Below are 14,716 nucleotides of genomic sequence, written 5' to 3'. Positions count from 1 at the left end.
CGACTGGCCTTTGTCACTTCTCCCGGTACTTCTCGTCGGCCACGAGCACCGAGGTGAAGTGGACCGGCAGGCCGCTCTCGTCCCGCGGGACCTCCTGGGAGGTGTCCCGGGTGAAGGCCAGGGTGACGCCGGGGATGTAGGGCGCTCGCGGGTCGTCGTTGTTGACCTGCCAGCCCTTCCGGACGGCGTGGGCCAGGATCTCGTCGGCGGGCGTACGGAAGACGTCGAGGCCGTCGAGGAGGACCTGGACGTCGGGGTCCTCGTCCTCGTCGGGGCCCCAGACGGTGACGGCGGTGACCCGGTGGTCGTGTTCGAGGGCCGCCTGGAAGCCGATGCCGTCGTACTCGGCGGAGACCAGGTCGAAGTCGCGCACCGCGTCGGCCGGGTACACCCGGGGCGCGCCCCAGGCCGAGACCGCGGCGACCGTTTCGTCGAGCGTCATGCCCAGCTGGACGGGGGCCACGCCGCGGGGCGGGTCGAGGACGAACTGCATGAGGGGGCCTTTCTGGTGGGTTGCGGTCATTTCAGTATGTCGTAGTCGATCGTCCAGCCCCGGCTCTCCAGCATCGCCTGGAACTTCCTGTTGTCCTTGAGGCTTTGGACCATGTCCGTGATGTGCTGGTCGTACTTGTCGCCGTACTTGGCGCGGACCTCGTCGATGTCCATCTTCATGGCCAGGTCCCAGCGTCCGGCGTCGATGTGGGCGCGCTGGTCGGCGCGCCACTGGACGGAGTGGGCCCACGAGCCGGTCGAGGACATGTCCCGGTGGTCGGCCCTCTCCATGCGGATCGCGGGGCCCATCCCGGCGTCGTTGATGAAGCCCTCCTCGTCGAGGTGCGCGTAGGAGGCCTTGGCCGGGATGTGGTTGATCTCCATCTTGACCGGGTACTTCGGGTCGCCGTTCTCGTCCTTGAGGTTGGCCGGGGTCATGCCTCCGTACCAGCCGCCGTCCTCGGTGCACCCCTTGGCGATGAGGCCCAGGGGGTCGGTGAGGGTCCAGGGGTTGGTCACGTAGGCGAGGGGGTTCGCCGCGGGTGCCAGGCCCAGGGGGTCGGGGCTCGCGTACCGGGCCGTCTCCGGGTCGTAGTGACGCAGGTAGTTGTAGTGCAGGCCCGTCTCGGGGTCCTCGTACTGGCCGGGGAGGCGCAGCGGGGTGTGGGCCGTCGCCGTGCGGTTCCACCGGGTGCTGCCCCAGGTGGTCCTGCGGGACTGCCACGCCACTTCGCCGGCCTCGTCGACCAGTTCGGTGGGGGCGCCGACCAGGTCGGTGACGATGGCGAAGAACCGGGTGTCGTAGGCGTCCTGCTCGGTGCCGGCCGAGCGTCGTTCGAGCTGGCTGAGGGGGCGGTGGTCGTGGGCGTCGTACTCCCAGGTGACCGTGGTGGCGGTGGCGGTGTCCGTCTGTTCGGCCAGCCGGGTGCCGTCCCAGGTGAAGTACACCGACTGCGCGACGCTGCTCCCGTCGGGCGCCATGCGGTGTTTGGCGGTGCGCCGGCCGAGCGGGTCGTACGTGTAGCGCCAGGTGACGCCGTCGGGGGTCCGGCAGGCGGTGAGCCGGTTCTCCCCGTCCCAGGTGTAGTGCCAGGTGTCGGGCTTGCGGGAGAGACGGGTCCGCTGCCGCAGCACCATGCGGCCCGCCGTGTCGTACTGGTAGCGGAACCGGCCGGCGCGGAGCAGGCGGTTCCCTTCGTAGGCGCGCTCGCCCCGGGCGTCGTCCCTGAGCGCGCGGTCCGGCCAGTCGGCCTGGGCCTGGTTGCCGACGGCGTCGTACGCGTACGTCTCGTTCCAGTCCTCGGCCGTGACCCGTAGCGGCCGTCCGACCGGGTCGAGGTGGAACGTGACGTCGGTGTCGGCGAGCCGGTCGGTGATCCGTTCGAGGTGGCCGTCCGCGCGGTAGCCGTAGCCGCGGGAACGCACGACCCGCTCCCCCGCGGTCACGGTGCGGGAGGAGAGCCGGCCCATGCGGTCCCAGGCCGACGCCAGCGTGACGGAGGCCGGGTCGTCGCCCAGCGCGCGGGCCACTTCGCGGCCCCGCTCGTCGCGGGTGACGAGCATGTCGTACCCGTCCGACGTGAGCCGGGTACGGCGCCCCGCCGCGTCGTGCGTGTAGCGGGACCGCGCTCCGCTCGGCGTGGTCCGGGACACCAGGGCTCCGGCCGGGTCGTACGCGTACCTGGTGGTGCGGCCGTCGACGGTCTCGGCGAGCAGCAGTCCCACCGCGTCCCGTTCGAGGACGACACTCGACGTCGGGGACGTGAGCGAGACCGGCCGGCCGGCCGGGTCGTAGCCGTACCGGGTGATCTCACCGCCACAGTTCTTCTCCACGACCCGGTCCATCAGGTCGTAGGCGGTGGTGATGCGCTCCCCGAGCGCGGTCGTACGCGCGGTCGCGCGTCCGGCGGCGTCGAGCTCGTAGTGGACGGTGCGGCCGTCGAAGTCGGTCTCGGCGACCAGCCGGCCGGCCGCGTCGTAGGTGTAGGTCCAGGTCAGGCCCTGGGGGCCGGTCACGGAGGTCAGCCTGAGTTCCTTGTCGTAACGGAACTCGTAGCGAGCGCCGTCCGCGCCCGTCCGGGCGGCCAGCTTCCCGAAGTGCGTGTACTCGAACCGGGTGGTCGCACCCGTGGGGTCCGTGTGGGAGGTCCTGTTGCCCTCGGCGTCCCACGTCCAGGTCTCCGTGCCGCCGTCCGGGCGCGTGGCGCGGGTGGCCCAGCCTTCGGTGTTCCACTCCGTGGTGTGTTCCGCGCCCAGCGGGTCGGTGCCGCGGACGGGCCGGCCGAAGGCGTCACGCGTGAGGCGGTAGGTGTGGCCCAGCGGATCGGAGTGGCTGAGGGTGAGGCCCGCCGCGTTGTGCGTCATGTGGTGCGTGGCACCCGAGGGGTCCGTGCGCGAGGTGAGAGCGCCACGGTCGTTGTAGGTGGAGCGGGTGGTGGCGCCGTCGGGGGCGATGACGGCGGTGCGGTTGCCCCGCGCGTCGTACTCCTGCCGCCAGACGCTGCCGTCGGGGCCGGTGACGGTGACGGGCAGGTCGAGTGCGTTGTACGAGGTCAGGGTCCGGGTCCCGTCGGGGCGGACGACGGACGTCAGGTTGTTGCGCTCGTCCCAGGTGAACGCCGCGGTGCGGCCCAGCTGGTCGGTCCGCGAGAGCAGGTTGTCGTACGCGTCCCACTGCCGGTACACGGTGTGTCCGAGCGGGTCGGTCTCCGCGACGACCTGCCCGAGTTCGTTGAACCGGGTGGTCGTGACCGCTCCGGTGGCGTCGGTGAAACGGGTGACGCGCTCGGCGGCGTCGTAGGAGAAGCGGGAGGAGAGGAAGCCGTCGGGGCCCACGGTCTCCACGACGCGGCCGTCCGGGTCGTAGACGTAGCGGTACGTGGAGCCCAGGCGGTCGGTCCACGAGGTGACCCGGCCCGCGTCGTCGTAGGTGAAGCGCAGTTCGGCGGCCTCGCCGTCGCTGCCCCGGGCGTCGGAGACGGCGGTGAGCCGGTCCTCGGAGTCGTAGGTGAACTCGCTGAGCTTCTGGGGGCCTTCGGCGGTCCGCAGGGCGAGTCCGGTCACACGTCCTTGCTCGTCGGAGGTGACGTCGACCCGGTAGCCACCGCTGTGCACGACGTTGACGGGTATCCCGTCGGCGTCCCGCTGGATGCCGATGCTGTTGCCGTTGCGGTCCTCGATACGGCTCAGCCAGTAGAAGCGGTCGCCGTGGTACGGGTTCCCTTCGAACAGCCGTGTCTGGCCGGTGTGCGGCTCTTCCAGCGCGTAGGTGACCTGCCCGAGGCCGTCCCGGGCGCGCAGGCCGAGGGTGGCCGTACGGTTCGCGGTGCTCGGCAGCAGGGTCTCGTCGCCGTCGGGGAGCCGGGGGTAGAGGAGGAGGGAGCCGTCCTCGCGGGCCCAGGCCGCCGTTCCCGCGGCGTCGAGGGAGATCTCGAGGCGCTCGTCGAGCGTGGACGCCCAGCCCGCTCCGAAGCACCGTCCGTAGTGGTACCCCGAGACGTGGGTGCGCCGCAGGACGAGGGGCAGGGTGCCGGGGAGCGTCAGGTCGGTCTGGGGGAGCAGCATCTCGCCGCTGGCGATGTCCACGGGGTCGGTCTTGCAGCGACGCTTGTCGAGGCTGACGCCCTTGCCCCGCGGATCGCCGAGGACCTCCCGGGTCGAGTCGGGGGTCCGGCTCCCGTTCCCGCCCTTGCCGCGCCCCTGGCCGGTGTTGCCGCCGTTCCCGCTGCCGCCGTCGCTGTCGTGGTCGCCCTTGCGCTGGCGGGCGATGCGGGCCGCCGTGTCGTCGTCGTTGTTCTTGTGGTCCTTGGAGATCTGCCTGACGGCCTTGGGGAGGGTCTCGCCGATGTGGTCGCCCATGGTTTTGGCGGACTTCACCAACGCGCCCATGGCCTTCTCGATGACCGGGTCCAGGGCGTCGGCGATGTCGTCCCGGCCCTTGTTGCGTCCCTGGTGACCCTTGGCCTTGGTCAGCTTTCCGGCGGTCTTGCCGTGGATGCCGGCGCTGACACCGTTCAGCCTGGTGGTGGCCTGCTCGTGCTCGTCGTGCTCGATGTGGAAGCCCTTGCCCTTGCCGCCCCCGCCGCCTCCGCCCCCTGCCGAGGCCAGGTTCAGGCCCTCCTTGCCGGCCTGCTTGGTCTGGTCGAGGTTCACACCGTTCTGGACGCCCAGCGCGTCCATGCTCACCTGGACGACGAGGTCCGCCGCCATGTTCTCCAGCGCGGCCACGACCGGCTCGGTCATCACCGCGACGACGTGACCGACGGCCTCCTCCATCGCGCTGGTGATGAGCTTCAGGAGCTGCTTCTTGGTGAGGGCGATCGCGCCCGCCCCGAGGAGCGCGGACAGGCCTCCGGTGACCGGGATGAGCGCGAGGGCGAGGCCGGTCTGGCCCGCCAGGATCCCCAGTTCCGCGACGGCCTTCCACTTCATGGCCTCGATCGCGCCCGCCGCGAGGTCCAGCGCGTCCGCGATGGTACGGGCCGCGGACACCATGTCCTTGAGGTGCTTGTCCTTGACCTTGGCCCAGTGCTCGTTGAGCGCGTCCATCGCCTCGCCGTGGCCCGAGGACAGCAGGCGCTGCACATGGTTGTTGGCGAGCTGACCGTCGTCGGCGAGGTCGTCCGCGAACTCCCGGAGCGCGTCGGCCATGTCGCGGTAGGCGTCCTCGTCGACGTTGGGCCAGTTCACCCCCACGAGGTCCAGCAGCGAGTCCGCCCAGTCCGGCACCGTGACAGCCACGATTCGTATCCCCCGTTGACATAGATCGATGAGCCCGAACAGTCCTACCACGGCGGTCGACTGACAGGTAATCCGCGCGCTCGGAGCCGGCGGGGCCCGTCCGTCAGGCCCGTACGCGACGCAGGGCGCCGTCGGCGCGGAGGTCGGCGAGGTTGGGGTAGCCGTCGACGGCCATGATCAGGTCGGCCTCGGCGAGGAGCGAGCGGAGGACGTGGACGACGCCGTCCGTACCGCCGAGGGCGAGGCCGTACGCGTACGGGCGGCCGACGCCCACCGCCGTGGCCCCGAGGGCGAGGGCCTTGACGACGTCGGCGCCGGTACGGACGCCGGAGTCGAAGAGCACGGGGAGGCCTTCGGCGGCGGCGACCACCTCCGGCAGTGCGTCCAGGGCGGGCAGGCCGCCGTTGGCCTGGCGGCCGCCGTGGTTGGAGCAGTAGACGCCGTCCACACCGCCGTCCCGTGCGCGGCGGACGTCCTCGGGGTGGCAGATGCCCTTGAGGACGATCGGCAGGTCGGTGAGCGAGCGCAGCCAGGGCAGGTCGTCCCAGACCAGCGGTTTGCCGAAGACGCCCGCCCACTCCAGGACGGCGGCGCGCGGGTCCTCCTCGGGGGGCTTGGCGAGGCGGGCCCTGAAGACGGGGTCGGAGGTGTAGTTCGCGAGGGCGTGGCCGCGCAGCTGGGGGAAGTTGCTGGTGGCGAGGTCGCGGGGGCGCCAGCCGGTGATCCAGGTGTCGAGGGTGACGACGATGCCCCGGAATCCGGCCGACTCGGCCCGGTGCACGAGGCTTTCGGCGAGGTCGCGGTCGGTGGGCGTGTAGAGCTGGAAGAAGCCCGGTGTGTCGCCGCACGCGGCGGCGACCTCCTCCATCGGGTCCTCGGAGAGGGTGGAGGCGATCATCGGCACGCCGGTGCGGGCGGCGGCGCGGGCGGTCGCCAGGTCGCCGTGGCGGTCCTGGGCGCAGAGCCCGATGACCCCGACGGGGGCCATGAACAGCGGGGACGGCAGTGTCAGCCCGAACAGGTCGACGGACGGGTCGCGTCGGGCGGCGCCGACCATCATGCGCGGCACGAGGCCCCAGTTGCGGAAGGCGGTGACGTTGGCCTCCTGGGTGTACTCGTCGCCCGCGCCGCCGGCCACGTACGACCAGAGCGAGGGCGGGAGCGCCGCCCTCGCCTTCGTCTCCAGTTCGGCGAAGGTCATCGGGAGCGTGGGGAGCACCCCGAAGAGCCCGTCGAAGTAGATCTCGTGCTGGTAGTCGCCGTAGTGCTGGGGCATGGGGAGGCTCGTCCCTTCCGATTGCTGTCGGCTGCCTCGGCGCGTGCTCGTCTTCCCGCCGTGGTGGCCCCCCATCGTGCCCGCCACGCGTGCGCGTGGCCATGCCCCGGCCCCTCTCGGCCGGCCCCGGTCCACGGGACGGTGACTACGAACGCGTCGCGGTCCTGCAGCCGTCGCCGCCGGTGTCTCTTCCCTCGAAGATCGCCGTACTGCGGTCGTACGGGTCGACGGTCTCGCCGTCGGTCGCGCCGGTGCCCGTGCCGTTCGTGCCGAACTCAGGGGTGAAGTAGCCGGTGTTGTTGTCGCAGCCGCCGTTGGTCATGTCGACCTTGTACGAGACGAGGGAGAAGGTGCCCCGCTCGGTGATGATCTTCGAGGGGTCGTCCCAGTTGAGGACCACTTCGCGCCGCACGATGGTGCGCACGACCTCGTCGCCGCCGCCCGCCGGTGCGACCGGGTACACGTAGGTGACGTCGGTGGTGACCTGGAGGGCGCCGCGCTCCCCCTCCCGGTAGGTGATCCGGCCCCGGGTCTTGACCACGTCGCCGACCAGGCGCGCGCGTGAGGACTCGAAGCGGCTGAACAGCAGCAGCGGGTCGTTCTCCTCGCTGGGCGTGCGGAACGCGGCGGCCAGATAGTCCTTGACGTCCCGCTGGTGCGGGTTGATCAGGGCGATGGCCTTCGTGGGGCGCTCGCCGCCGAGGACGGCCGGGTTCAGGTTGGACGCGACGAGGAAGTCGCGGGTCTGCCGCAGTGCCTGCTCCACCTGTGCCTTGCTCATCCAGCCGGTGGCGCGGGCGGCCGGGACGGTGATCCCGGCCGTTCCGTCCGCCCAGCGCGCCGCGGGCGAGCCCTTGAACGGCTCGGCGAGCGTGGGGCGCCGGGCCGGCTCCACGGGCGGTGCCTGCGTCGGCCGCTCCGCCTCCTGGGCGAGCGGCGCCCCCGACGCGCCGTTCCCGTCGGAGGTGCCGATCATCTGCCACGGGTCGAGAACCGCCACGACGAGCAGCGCCACCGCGGCCAGCAGCCCGACCACGTACCAGCCCTTCGTCCGCCGCGGCCGGGGCGGCGTGTACGTACGCCATCCCTCGGCCGCCCGGGGCTCGTCACGCAGCCGGTCCGCTACGACCCGGGCGCGCGCCGACGGTTCCTTGGGGGCGTCCGCCACGCCTGCCACCGAGTCGCGCAGGAACTGCTCCCACACGTCGTCCGGCACCGACGAACCGTCCCGTTCCCCACCCGCGTTCACACCGCTCTCCTCGCGTCACACACCGATTCGGCCCCTCCCCTGGGGCCCCCGCATGATCGCACAGCGGCTCCGTGAGCCGTCCGCCCAGGTCAGGCCCCATTCACGGCCGGGTGGCGGTCAACTCGTGGTCGGTGTCCAGCCGTCGAGCCAGTGCGCGGTGTCCTGGGTGGCGGCCTGAGTGGGCGTCAGGTGGGGGCGGTCCGGGTGGGACGGGCCGGAGCCGGGGCCGGTGTTGCGGTACTCGGCGAAGCGGTCGGCCTTCCAGGAGAAGCCGCCCATGTCCGTCCAGGGCGTGGTCCTGACGGCGCCGCTGAGGACGCTGTCGCGGACGGTCGCCTGCGGGGAGAGGGTCGCGTCGCCGCCCGCGTGCCAGGGGCGCCCGAGGAAGAAGCTGCCCGGGGTGACGTCGCCGTTCACGGTGGAGCGCGTGATGAGGAAGCCCTTGCGGCCCGCGGGGGTGCTCGGCGCCGTCACGTATCCGGCGGACGTGCCGTCCCAGCGCTTCTTCAGGGTGAGGACGGACCTGTCGATCACCGCGGTGGCGCGGCCGAAGACGAAGTCGACATTGCCGATCACATAGGAGCCGGTCATGTAGACCCGGCCGGTCCTGTCCTTGGCGGCGGTGTCGAGGAGGAGGGTGTCCTGGTCTCCGCTGACGATGACGCCGTCGAGGACGATGCGGTCGGCGGCGGTGCGCAGGGCGACGGCCTGGTGCCCGTTCAGGTTCCGGTTCGCGGCCTCGTCGAAGTCGTTGGAGACGGTGAGGTTGCGTGCCCGGAAGTCGTCGGCCTCGACCGCGACGGTGGCGCTGCCGCCCGTCCCGTACGTCCCTGAGCCGTCCGGCCTTGTCATGCCGGATGCGTGGCCCTCGACGATGACGGTGTCCTTGCGGCTGCCGCCGGTGCCTTCGAGGGTGATGTGGGGTTTGTTCGCGGGGACCTTGACCGTCTCGCGGTAGACGCCGGGCGCGATCCGGATCACCACGGGGGCGGTGTTGCCCGCCGGGACGGCGTCGACGGCCTTCTGGACGCTGGTGAACCTGCCGCTGCCGTCCTTCGCCACGGTCAGGGTGGTGGCGGCGGGTGCGACCGCGGCCGGGCTCGTGCCGAGGGAGGAGCGTGGGCCGGCGCCGGACTTCACCAGGGCGGGCACCGCGGCCGTCGGGTCGAGGGTGTACGGGTAGTAGGCCTTCGGGTCGAAGGCCGTTCCGCCGCTCTCGTTGCGGCCGGTGGTGCCGGAGAAGACGTTGCCGCGCTGCACGAGGGCGGCGGTGGCGTCCTTGATGACCGGGTTGTTCACGCCCTGGAAGTAGCTGTTCTCGAGGACCATGCGGGTCCCGCCGCGGGCGTAGTTGCCGTAGGACGACGTGATGTTCGTGCCCGGGTCGTCCTGGAGCAGGTTGTTGTAGAGGTGCGCGTGGGCGACGTTGTCGGTGGACGGGTTGCGCTGCTCGGTCTCGCGGAACCAGTTGTGGTGGAGGGTGAGGTCGGCGGTGACGTTCTCCGTCCAGCCGATGCCGAAGGTCTTGTTGTTGGTGCCGAGCCGGTTCCAGGACACCGTGACGTACGTCGTGTCCTTGCGGCTGTCGATGAGGCCGTCGGCCATGTGCCGCAGGTCGTTGTGGTCGATCCACACGTGGTGCGCGCCGTCCATCTGCACGGCGTCGAAGTCGTGTTCCTTGTCGTTCCAGACGCCCTGGTACGTGTCCCGGATCGTCAGGTTCCGGATGATCACGTTGTGGACGCCCGGGCCGAGGAAGAAGCCGCCTCCGACGATGTGGCCCGAGGTGCCCGAGCCGATGATGGTCTTGTCGGAGGCGACCTTGATCTCCTTGCCCGTGGGGTTCACGGTGATCGTCCCGGCCACGACGATGACGTACGGCTCCGGGGCGGTCGCGTACTTCTCGAGGTCGGCGAGGCTCCGGACGGTGACCGTCCTCCCGTCGCGCCCGCCGTACGTCCCCTTCTGCCCGAGCGCGTCGACCGACGCGAAGCCGTCGGCGGCGTCACGCGCCCACGCGGGGGCGGCCGCGGCCTCCGCCTCCGGCCGGGCGTCCGCGCCGAACACGCCGAAGGCGGTGCCGTACGCCAGGACCCCTGCCACGGCGACCGCCGCCGGGACACCGATCACCAGAGCCTTTCCGCGCCTGCGGTGTCTCGCCCTGCCTCGGGTCTCGGTCATGTCGTACGTCCTTCCGTCCGTGGGGGGTGCCCGCCGGGAAAGGGCGGACGGAAGGTGGTCGCCGCCGCGGCGGAAAAGGTTGCCGCCGTACGGACTTCGGTCAGGCGTACGGGTCGAACGAAACGCCGGCGGGCTTGGCCTTGGCCAGGTGGGAGGCGAAGTTGCCGTCCTTCAGGCCGAACACCGCGCTGCCGAAGTCGGCCGCGCTGAGCTTGTCGCGCAGGCCGGCCGGGTAGCCGTTCCAGCCGACCAGGCTCGGGAACTGCCAGGTGTGCTGGTGGTTCTCGGGCGGTTCGTCGTTGGTGTTCGCCGGGCGGAAGCAGTGCGTGCCGATGCCGTCCTTGTGGTAGACGACCTTGGGGTGGGTGCCGTCCCAGCGGATCCGGTCCCGGCCGTGGATGTCGAAGTTGCCGTGGGCGGACGTGGAGACGTACTGCGCCTGGTTGTTCTGCACCCACACGACGACGTGTTCCCAGTCGTGCCGGTGTCCCCCGAGGCTGCTGCCGGCCACGGCCTGGTCCTTCTCGAAGTACAGGCCGTAGAGGATGGCGCACCAGCCGTTGTTGCACTTCGCGCGGGCGTATCCGTTGGTCTGGGTGAGGTCCCAGGAGTCCCGGCACTGGCCGTTGACGGCGCCGGAGGGGTTGAGTCCGCCGTTGACGGTGCCGTCGGGCCCGATCGCGGGGGTGGGGTAGCAGCCGTCGGTGTCGTAGTCGTAGGCCGGCTGGAAGGTCTGCTCAAGACCGTCGGCGTTCGCGGGCAGCGCGGGGGGCGGGGCGGCGAAAGCGCTGCCGGGCAGGGCGATGATCAACGTGAGGGCGCCGGCGAGGGCGAGGGCGCCCCTGGCGGCGTACGCCTGTGTCTTCACTGTCTCCCCTGGGTCGGGCGGCATGATGCGAGAGGCGTCATCTTGGCATGCACAGCTCATGAATGGAGGAACCGCGCGTGAACTCGACACGTCGGGACATCGAGTAGACGATACGTATCGTCTCGCATACAGTGGTCGGCATGACCACCACCGCGTCCCCCGCGCACGTCGCCATGTTCTCCATCGCCGCCCACGGCCACGTGAACCCCAGCCTCGAGGTCATCCGTGAGCTCGTCGCCCGCGGCCACCGCGTCAGCTACGCCGTCCCCGCCTCCTTCGCGGAGAAGGTGGCGGAGACCGGGGCGACGCCCATCGTCTACACCTCGACGCTCCCGACCGACGACGACCCCGACGCGTGGGGAACGGAACTCATCGACAACCTCGAACCGTTCCTGAGCGACGCCGTCCAGGCACTGCCCCAGCTCGCCGAGGCCTTCGACGCGGACCGGCCCGACCTCGTGCTCCACGACATCACCGCCTACCCGGCCCGCGTCCTCGCCCACACCTGGGGCGTCCCTGCCGTCTCGCTGTGGCCGAACCTCGTGCCCTGGGAGGGGTACGAGGAGGAGGTCGCCGAGCCGATGTTCGCCGAGCTCAAGGCCTCACCGCGCGGCAAGGCGTACTACGCCCGGTTCGAGGCCTGGCTCGCGGAGCACGGCCTCGACACCGACCCCGACAGGTTCGTCGCCCGCCCGCGCCGCGCGCTCGTGCTCATCCCGAAGGCGCTCCAGCCGCACGCCGAGCGGGTCGACGAGTCCGTCTACACCTTCGTCGGCGCCTGCCAGGGCGAGCGCGCCACACAGGGCGAGTGGCGGCGGCCGGCGGACGCCGAGAAGGTCGTCCTGGTCTCGCTCGGCTCCTCCTTCACCAAGCAGCCCGGCTTCTACCGGGACTGCGTCGAGGCGTTCGCCGGGCTCCCGGGCTGGCACGTGGTCCTGCAGATCGGGAAGTTCGTCGACCCGGCCGAGCTCGGTGACGTCCCGTCCAACGTCGAAGTGCACTCCTGGGTGCCCCAGTTGGCGATCCTGCGACAGGCCGACGCGTTCGTCACCCACGCGGGCGCCGGTGGCAGCCAGGAGGGCCTGGCCACCGCCACCCCCATGGTGGCCGTCCCGCAGGCCGTCGACCAGTTCGGGAACGCCGACATGCTCCAGTCCCTGGGCGTGGCGCGACACCTGCCGAGGGAGGAGGTCACCCCCGAGCGCCTGCGGAAGGACATGCTCGCCCTGCTCGACGACCCCGAAGTGGCGCGCCGCGCACGGGAGATCCAGGAGTCGATGGCCCGCGAGGGCGGAACGCGCCGGGCCGCCGACCTGATCGAGGCCGAACTCCCGGGAGCCTGACCGGGACGGCGGGCGGCCGTGCGGCGTCCGGCCGAGGGCCCGCCGTGCGGCGTACGGGCGACGGGCCGCCCTCCGGGGTACGGAAAGCGGCCCGCCGCCCGGCGTACGGAAGGCAGCCCGCCACCCGGCGTACGGAAAGCGGCCCGCCGCCCGATCCGTACGACCTCTTCCGCACGGATCGGGTGACGGGCCGCCGCGGCGCGAGGTCAGACCACGGCGCCCGAGCGGTCCCGGCCGGCGTCGGCGCTCCGCCGTGGCCCGGCGCCGCCCCCGGAGACGGCTGCCGGGGCCGGGCTACGGGTCTCCAGTGCCACGGCCAGGGGCATCGCGGTGAACACCGTGGACGCCATGCCCAGGACCACTCCCGCGAGGAGCGCGACGGAGAAGTCGGTGAGCGAGTCGCCGCCCAGGACCGCGAGCGCCACCAGGACGAAGAGCGCCCCCATACCGGTGTTGACCGTGCGGGGCAGGGTCTGCGCGACGGCCCGGTCCGCGAGGTCCGGGAGCGGGACTCCCCCGCCGCGCCGCCTGAGTTCCCGCAGTCGGTCGAGGACGACCACGGAGTCGTTGACCGAGTAGCCGACGACGGTCAGGAGCGCGGCCAGGAAGACGCTGTCCACCGGCTTGCCCAGCCAGGCGAACAGGCCGACCACGAGCAGGACGTCCTGCGTCATCGCCGCCACCGCGGCCGTCGCGTACGTCCAGCGGAACCGCACCGTCAGATACAGGAGCTGGGCCGCCACCGCGAGGCCAAGCGCGAGCAGCGCGTGGGTGCGCAGCTCCCCTCCCAGACTCGGTCCGATCAGGTCGTCGCGCTCCACCTCCACCGGGCCGGCGACCCGGGTGAGCGCGTCCCGGATCTCGCTCTGCTCGCCGTCGCCGGTCTCCCGTACGCGTACCGACACATCGCCACCGTCGGACGCGCCGCCCTCCCCACCGCCGGTCGCCTGGACGACGGCGTCGGGGAAGCCCGCCGCCGCGATCGCCGCGCGGGCCGCGTCGGCGTCGACGGGCCGTTCGGCCGTGTACTGGACGACCCGGCCGCCGGTGAACTCGACGCCGAACTCCAGTCCTCGGACGCCGATTCCGGCGAGCGCCACCATCAGGAGCCCGGCGCAGGACATCAGCCAGCGGCGCCGGTGGGCCATCAGACGCGGGACGCGCCGGGTCAGCCGGGTCCGCAGCCGGCCGAGGCCCGCCATGCCAGTGACCGCAGGCCGTCGGCGCACCACGGGCAGGCGGAGCGTCAGGTCGGCGAGGAGCCGGGTGATCACCATGGCGGTGAGGAGGGAGGTCACGACGCCGATCGCGAGGGTCACGCCGAAGCCCTTGACCGGGCCCGTGGCGAAGACGAACAGCAGGCCGGCCGCGAGCAGGGTGGTGACGTGGGAGTCCGCGACCGCGCTCCACACCTTGCCGAACGCCGTCGCCAGCGGGCGCCGTGGGTCGCGGGCGGTGGACCGGCCGAGGGCCGCGTACTCCTCCCTCGCCCGTTCGAAGACGAGGACGTTCGCGTCGACGGCGATGCCGATGGCCAGGACGAAACCGGCGAGGCCGGGCAGCGTGAGCGTGGCGCCCAGGGCGACCACGGCGGCGTACGAGATCAGCCCGTACAGGAGGAGGGCGGCCGTCGCGAGGATCCCGAGGAGCCGGTAGACCAGCATGACGAAGACGCCGGTGCAGGCGAGGCCGATGACCGCGGCCAGGGCGCTCGCCCGGATCGCCTCCGCGCCGAGGGTTGGTCCCACGGTGCTCTGCTCGACCGTCGTCACCGGGACCGGCAGCGCGCCGCCCTCCACGAGCGCCGCGAGATCGCGCGCCTCCGGCGCGGAGAACCCTCCGGTGATCTGCGCGGAGCCGCCGCCGATGCCCGCGCCGCACGGCACGCCGGCCTGCATGCCGGGGGCGGAGACGACGCTGCCGTCGAGCACGATCGCGACCCTGCGCGCCGGGTCCGCGGGCGCCGCGCACGCCGCGTCGCCGGTCAGCCGGGCCCAGGTGGGGGCGGCGCTGTCGCGGAAGGACAGGTCGACGGTCCAGCCCCGGCCGTTGGTGGTGTCGAGGACGGCGTCGGCGCTCTCGACGCCTTCGCCGGTGAGCGCGGGCGCGGCCAGGGCGAGGAAGCTGCCGGGCGCGTCGGGGTCGGCGAGGACGCGGGTCCCGTTCGGCTCTGCGGGGCCGGCGGGGCCCTGTGCCGTTCCGGTGACGGCGTGGAAGGTGAGCTGCGCCGTACGGCCGATGACCTCGGCCGCCTGGCGTGGGTCGCGCAGTCCGGGGAGTTCGACGACGATGCGCCGTTCTCCGGAGCGGGCGAGGGAGGGTTCCGCGACGCCGAGCCCGTCGACTCGCTTGCGCAGTACCTCGAGGGCGCGGTCGGTGGCGGCGGCGTCGGCACGTACGGCGGGTCCGTCCTCGGTCTGGAGGACGATGCGGGTCCCGCCGCGGAGGTCGAGTCCGAGGCGGGGCGGGGTGGTCAGGGTGATCCAGAGGGAGAGCGCGACGACGGCGAGCGCGAGCAGCGCGCGCCAGAGCGCGGAACGAGAGGACATGGGTGCTCCACAGGCAGC

Annotated in this window: 8 protein-coding genes; 1 reads left to right on the top strand and 7 read right to left on the bottom strand. The window is 72.2% G+C overall.

Annotated elements, in window-relative coordinates:
• Window positions 1-13: 13 nt before the first annotated feature.
• The 6 genes from ACIRB7_RS29550 to ACIRB7_RS29525 form a co-directional block, all read right to left on the bottom strand.
• A complete protein-coding gene (locus ACIRB7_RS29550; protein WP_403604506.1) occupies window positions 14-523 on the bottom strand; it encodes a hypothetical protein in 510 nt (169 codons plus the stop codon).
• A complete protein-coding gene (locus ACIRB7_RS29545) occupies window positions 520-5,232 on the bottom strand; it encodes a DUF6531 domain-containing protein (protein WP_403604503.1) in 4,713 nt (1,570 codons plus the stop codon). The genes ACIRB7_RS29550 and ACIRB7_RS29545 overlap by 4 nt, the downstream gene beginning before the upstream one ends.
• Before the next feature lie 103 nt (window positions 5,233-5,335).
• Window positions 5,336-6,508 carry an alpha-hydroxy-acid oxidizing protein gene (locus tag ACIRB7_RS29540; RefSeq protein WP_403604500.1) on the bottom strand — a complete coding sequence of 391 codons (1,173 nt, stop codon included), beginning with the start codon at window positions 6,506-6,508 and terminating at the stop codon, window positions 5,336-5,338.
• A 145-nt stretch (window positions 6,509-6,653) separates the two neighbouring features.
• Window positions 6,654-7,757, bottom strand: a complete 1,104-nt coding sequence (locus tag ACIRB7_RS29535; protein WP_403604497.1) for a hypothetical protein — start codon at window positions 7,755-7,757, stop codon at window positions 6,654-6,656.
• Window positions 7,758-7,874: 117 nt separating this feature from the next.
• Window positions 7,875-9,938, bottom strand: coding sequence for a pectinesterase family protein (locus ACIRB7_RS29530; protein ID WP_403604494.1), 2,064 nt, complete (start codon window positions 9,936-9,938; stop codon window positions 7,875-7,877).
• A gap of 100 nt (window positions 9,939-10,038) precedes the next feature.
• Window positions 10,039-10,806, bottom strand: a complete 768-nt coding sequence (locus ACIRB7_RS29525; protein WP_403604491.1) for an NPP1 family protein — start codon at window positions 10,804-10,806, stop codon at window positions 10,039-10,041.
• A gap of 140 nt (window positions 10,807-10,946) precedes the next feature.
• On the opposite strand from ACIRB7_RS29525, the gene mgt reads away from it, so the two are divergent.
• Window positions 10,947-12,149 carry a macrolide-inactivating glycosyltransferase gene (mgt, locus tag ACIRB7_RS29520; RefSeq protein ID WP_403604488.1) on the top strand — a complete coding sequence of 401 codons (1,203 nt, stop codon included), beginning with the start codon at window positions 10,947-10,949 and terminating at the stop codon, window positions 12,147-12,149.
• A gap of 206 nt (window positions 12,150-12,355) precedes the next feature.
• On the opposite strand, the gene secD is transcribed toward mgt, so the two are convergent.
• Window positions 12,356-14,698: a protein translocase subunit SecD gene (gene secD / locus ACIRB7_RS29515; protein WP_403604485.1), complete on the bottom strand. Its 2,343-nt coding sequence runs from the start codon at window positions 14,696-14,698 to the stop codon at window positions 12,356-12,358.
• Window positions 14,699-14,716 lie beyond the last annotated feature (18 nt).

The sequence above is a fragment of the Streptomyces sp. NPDC093795 genome (assembly GCF_044764665.1).
Taxonomy (GTDB): domain Bacteria; phylum Actinomycetota; class Actinomycetes; order Streptomycetales; family Streptomycetaceae; genus Streptomyces.
Note: the sequence above shows the minus strand (reverse complement) of the source record. Positions and strands in the feature narration are given on the sequence as shown.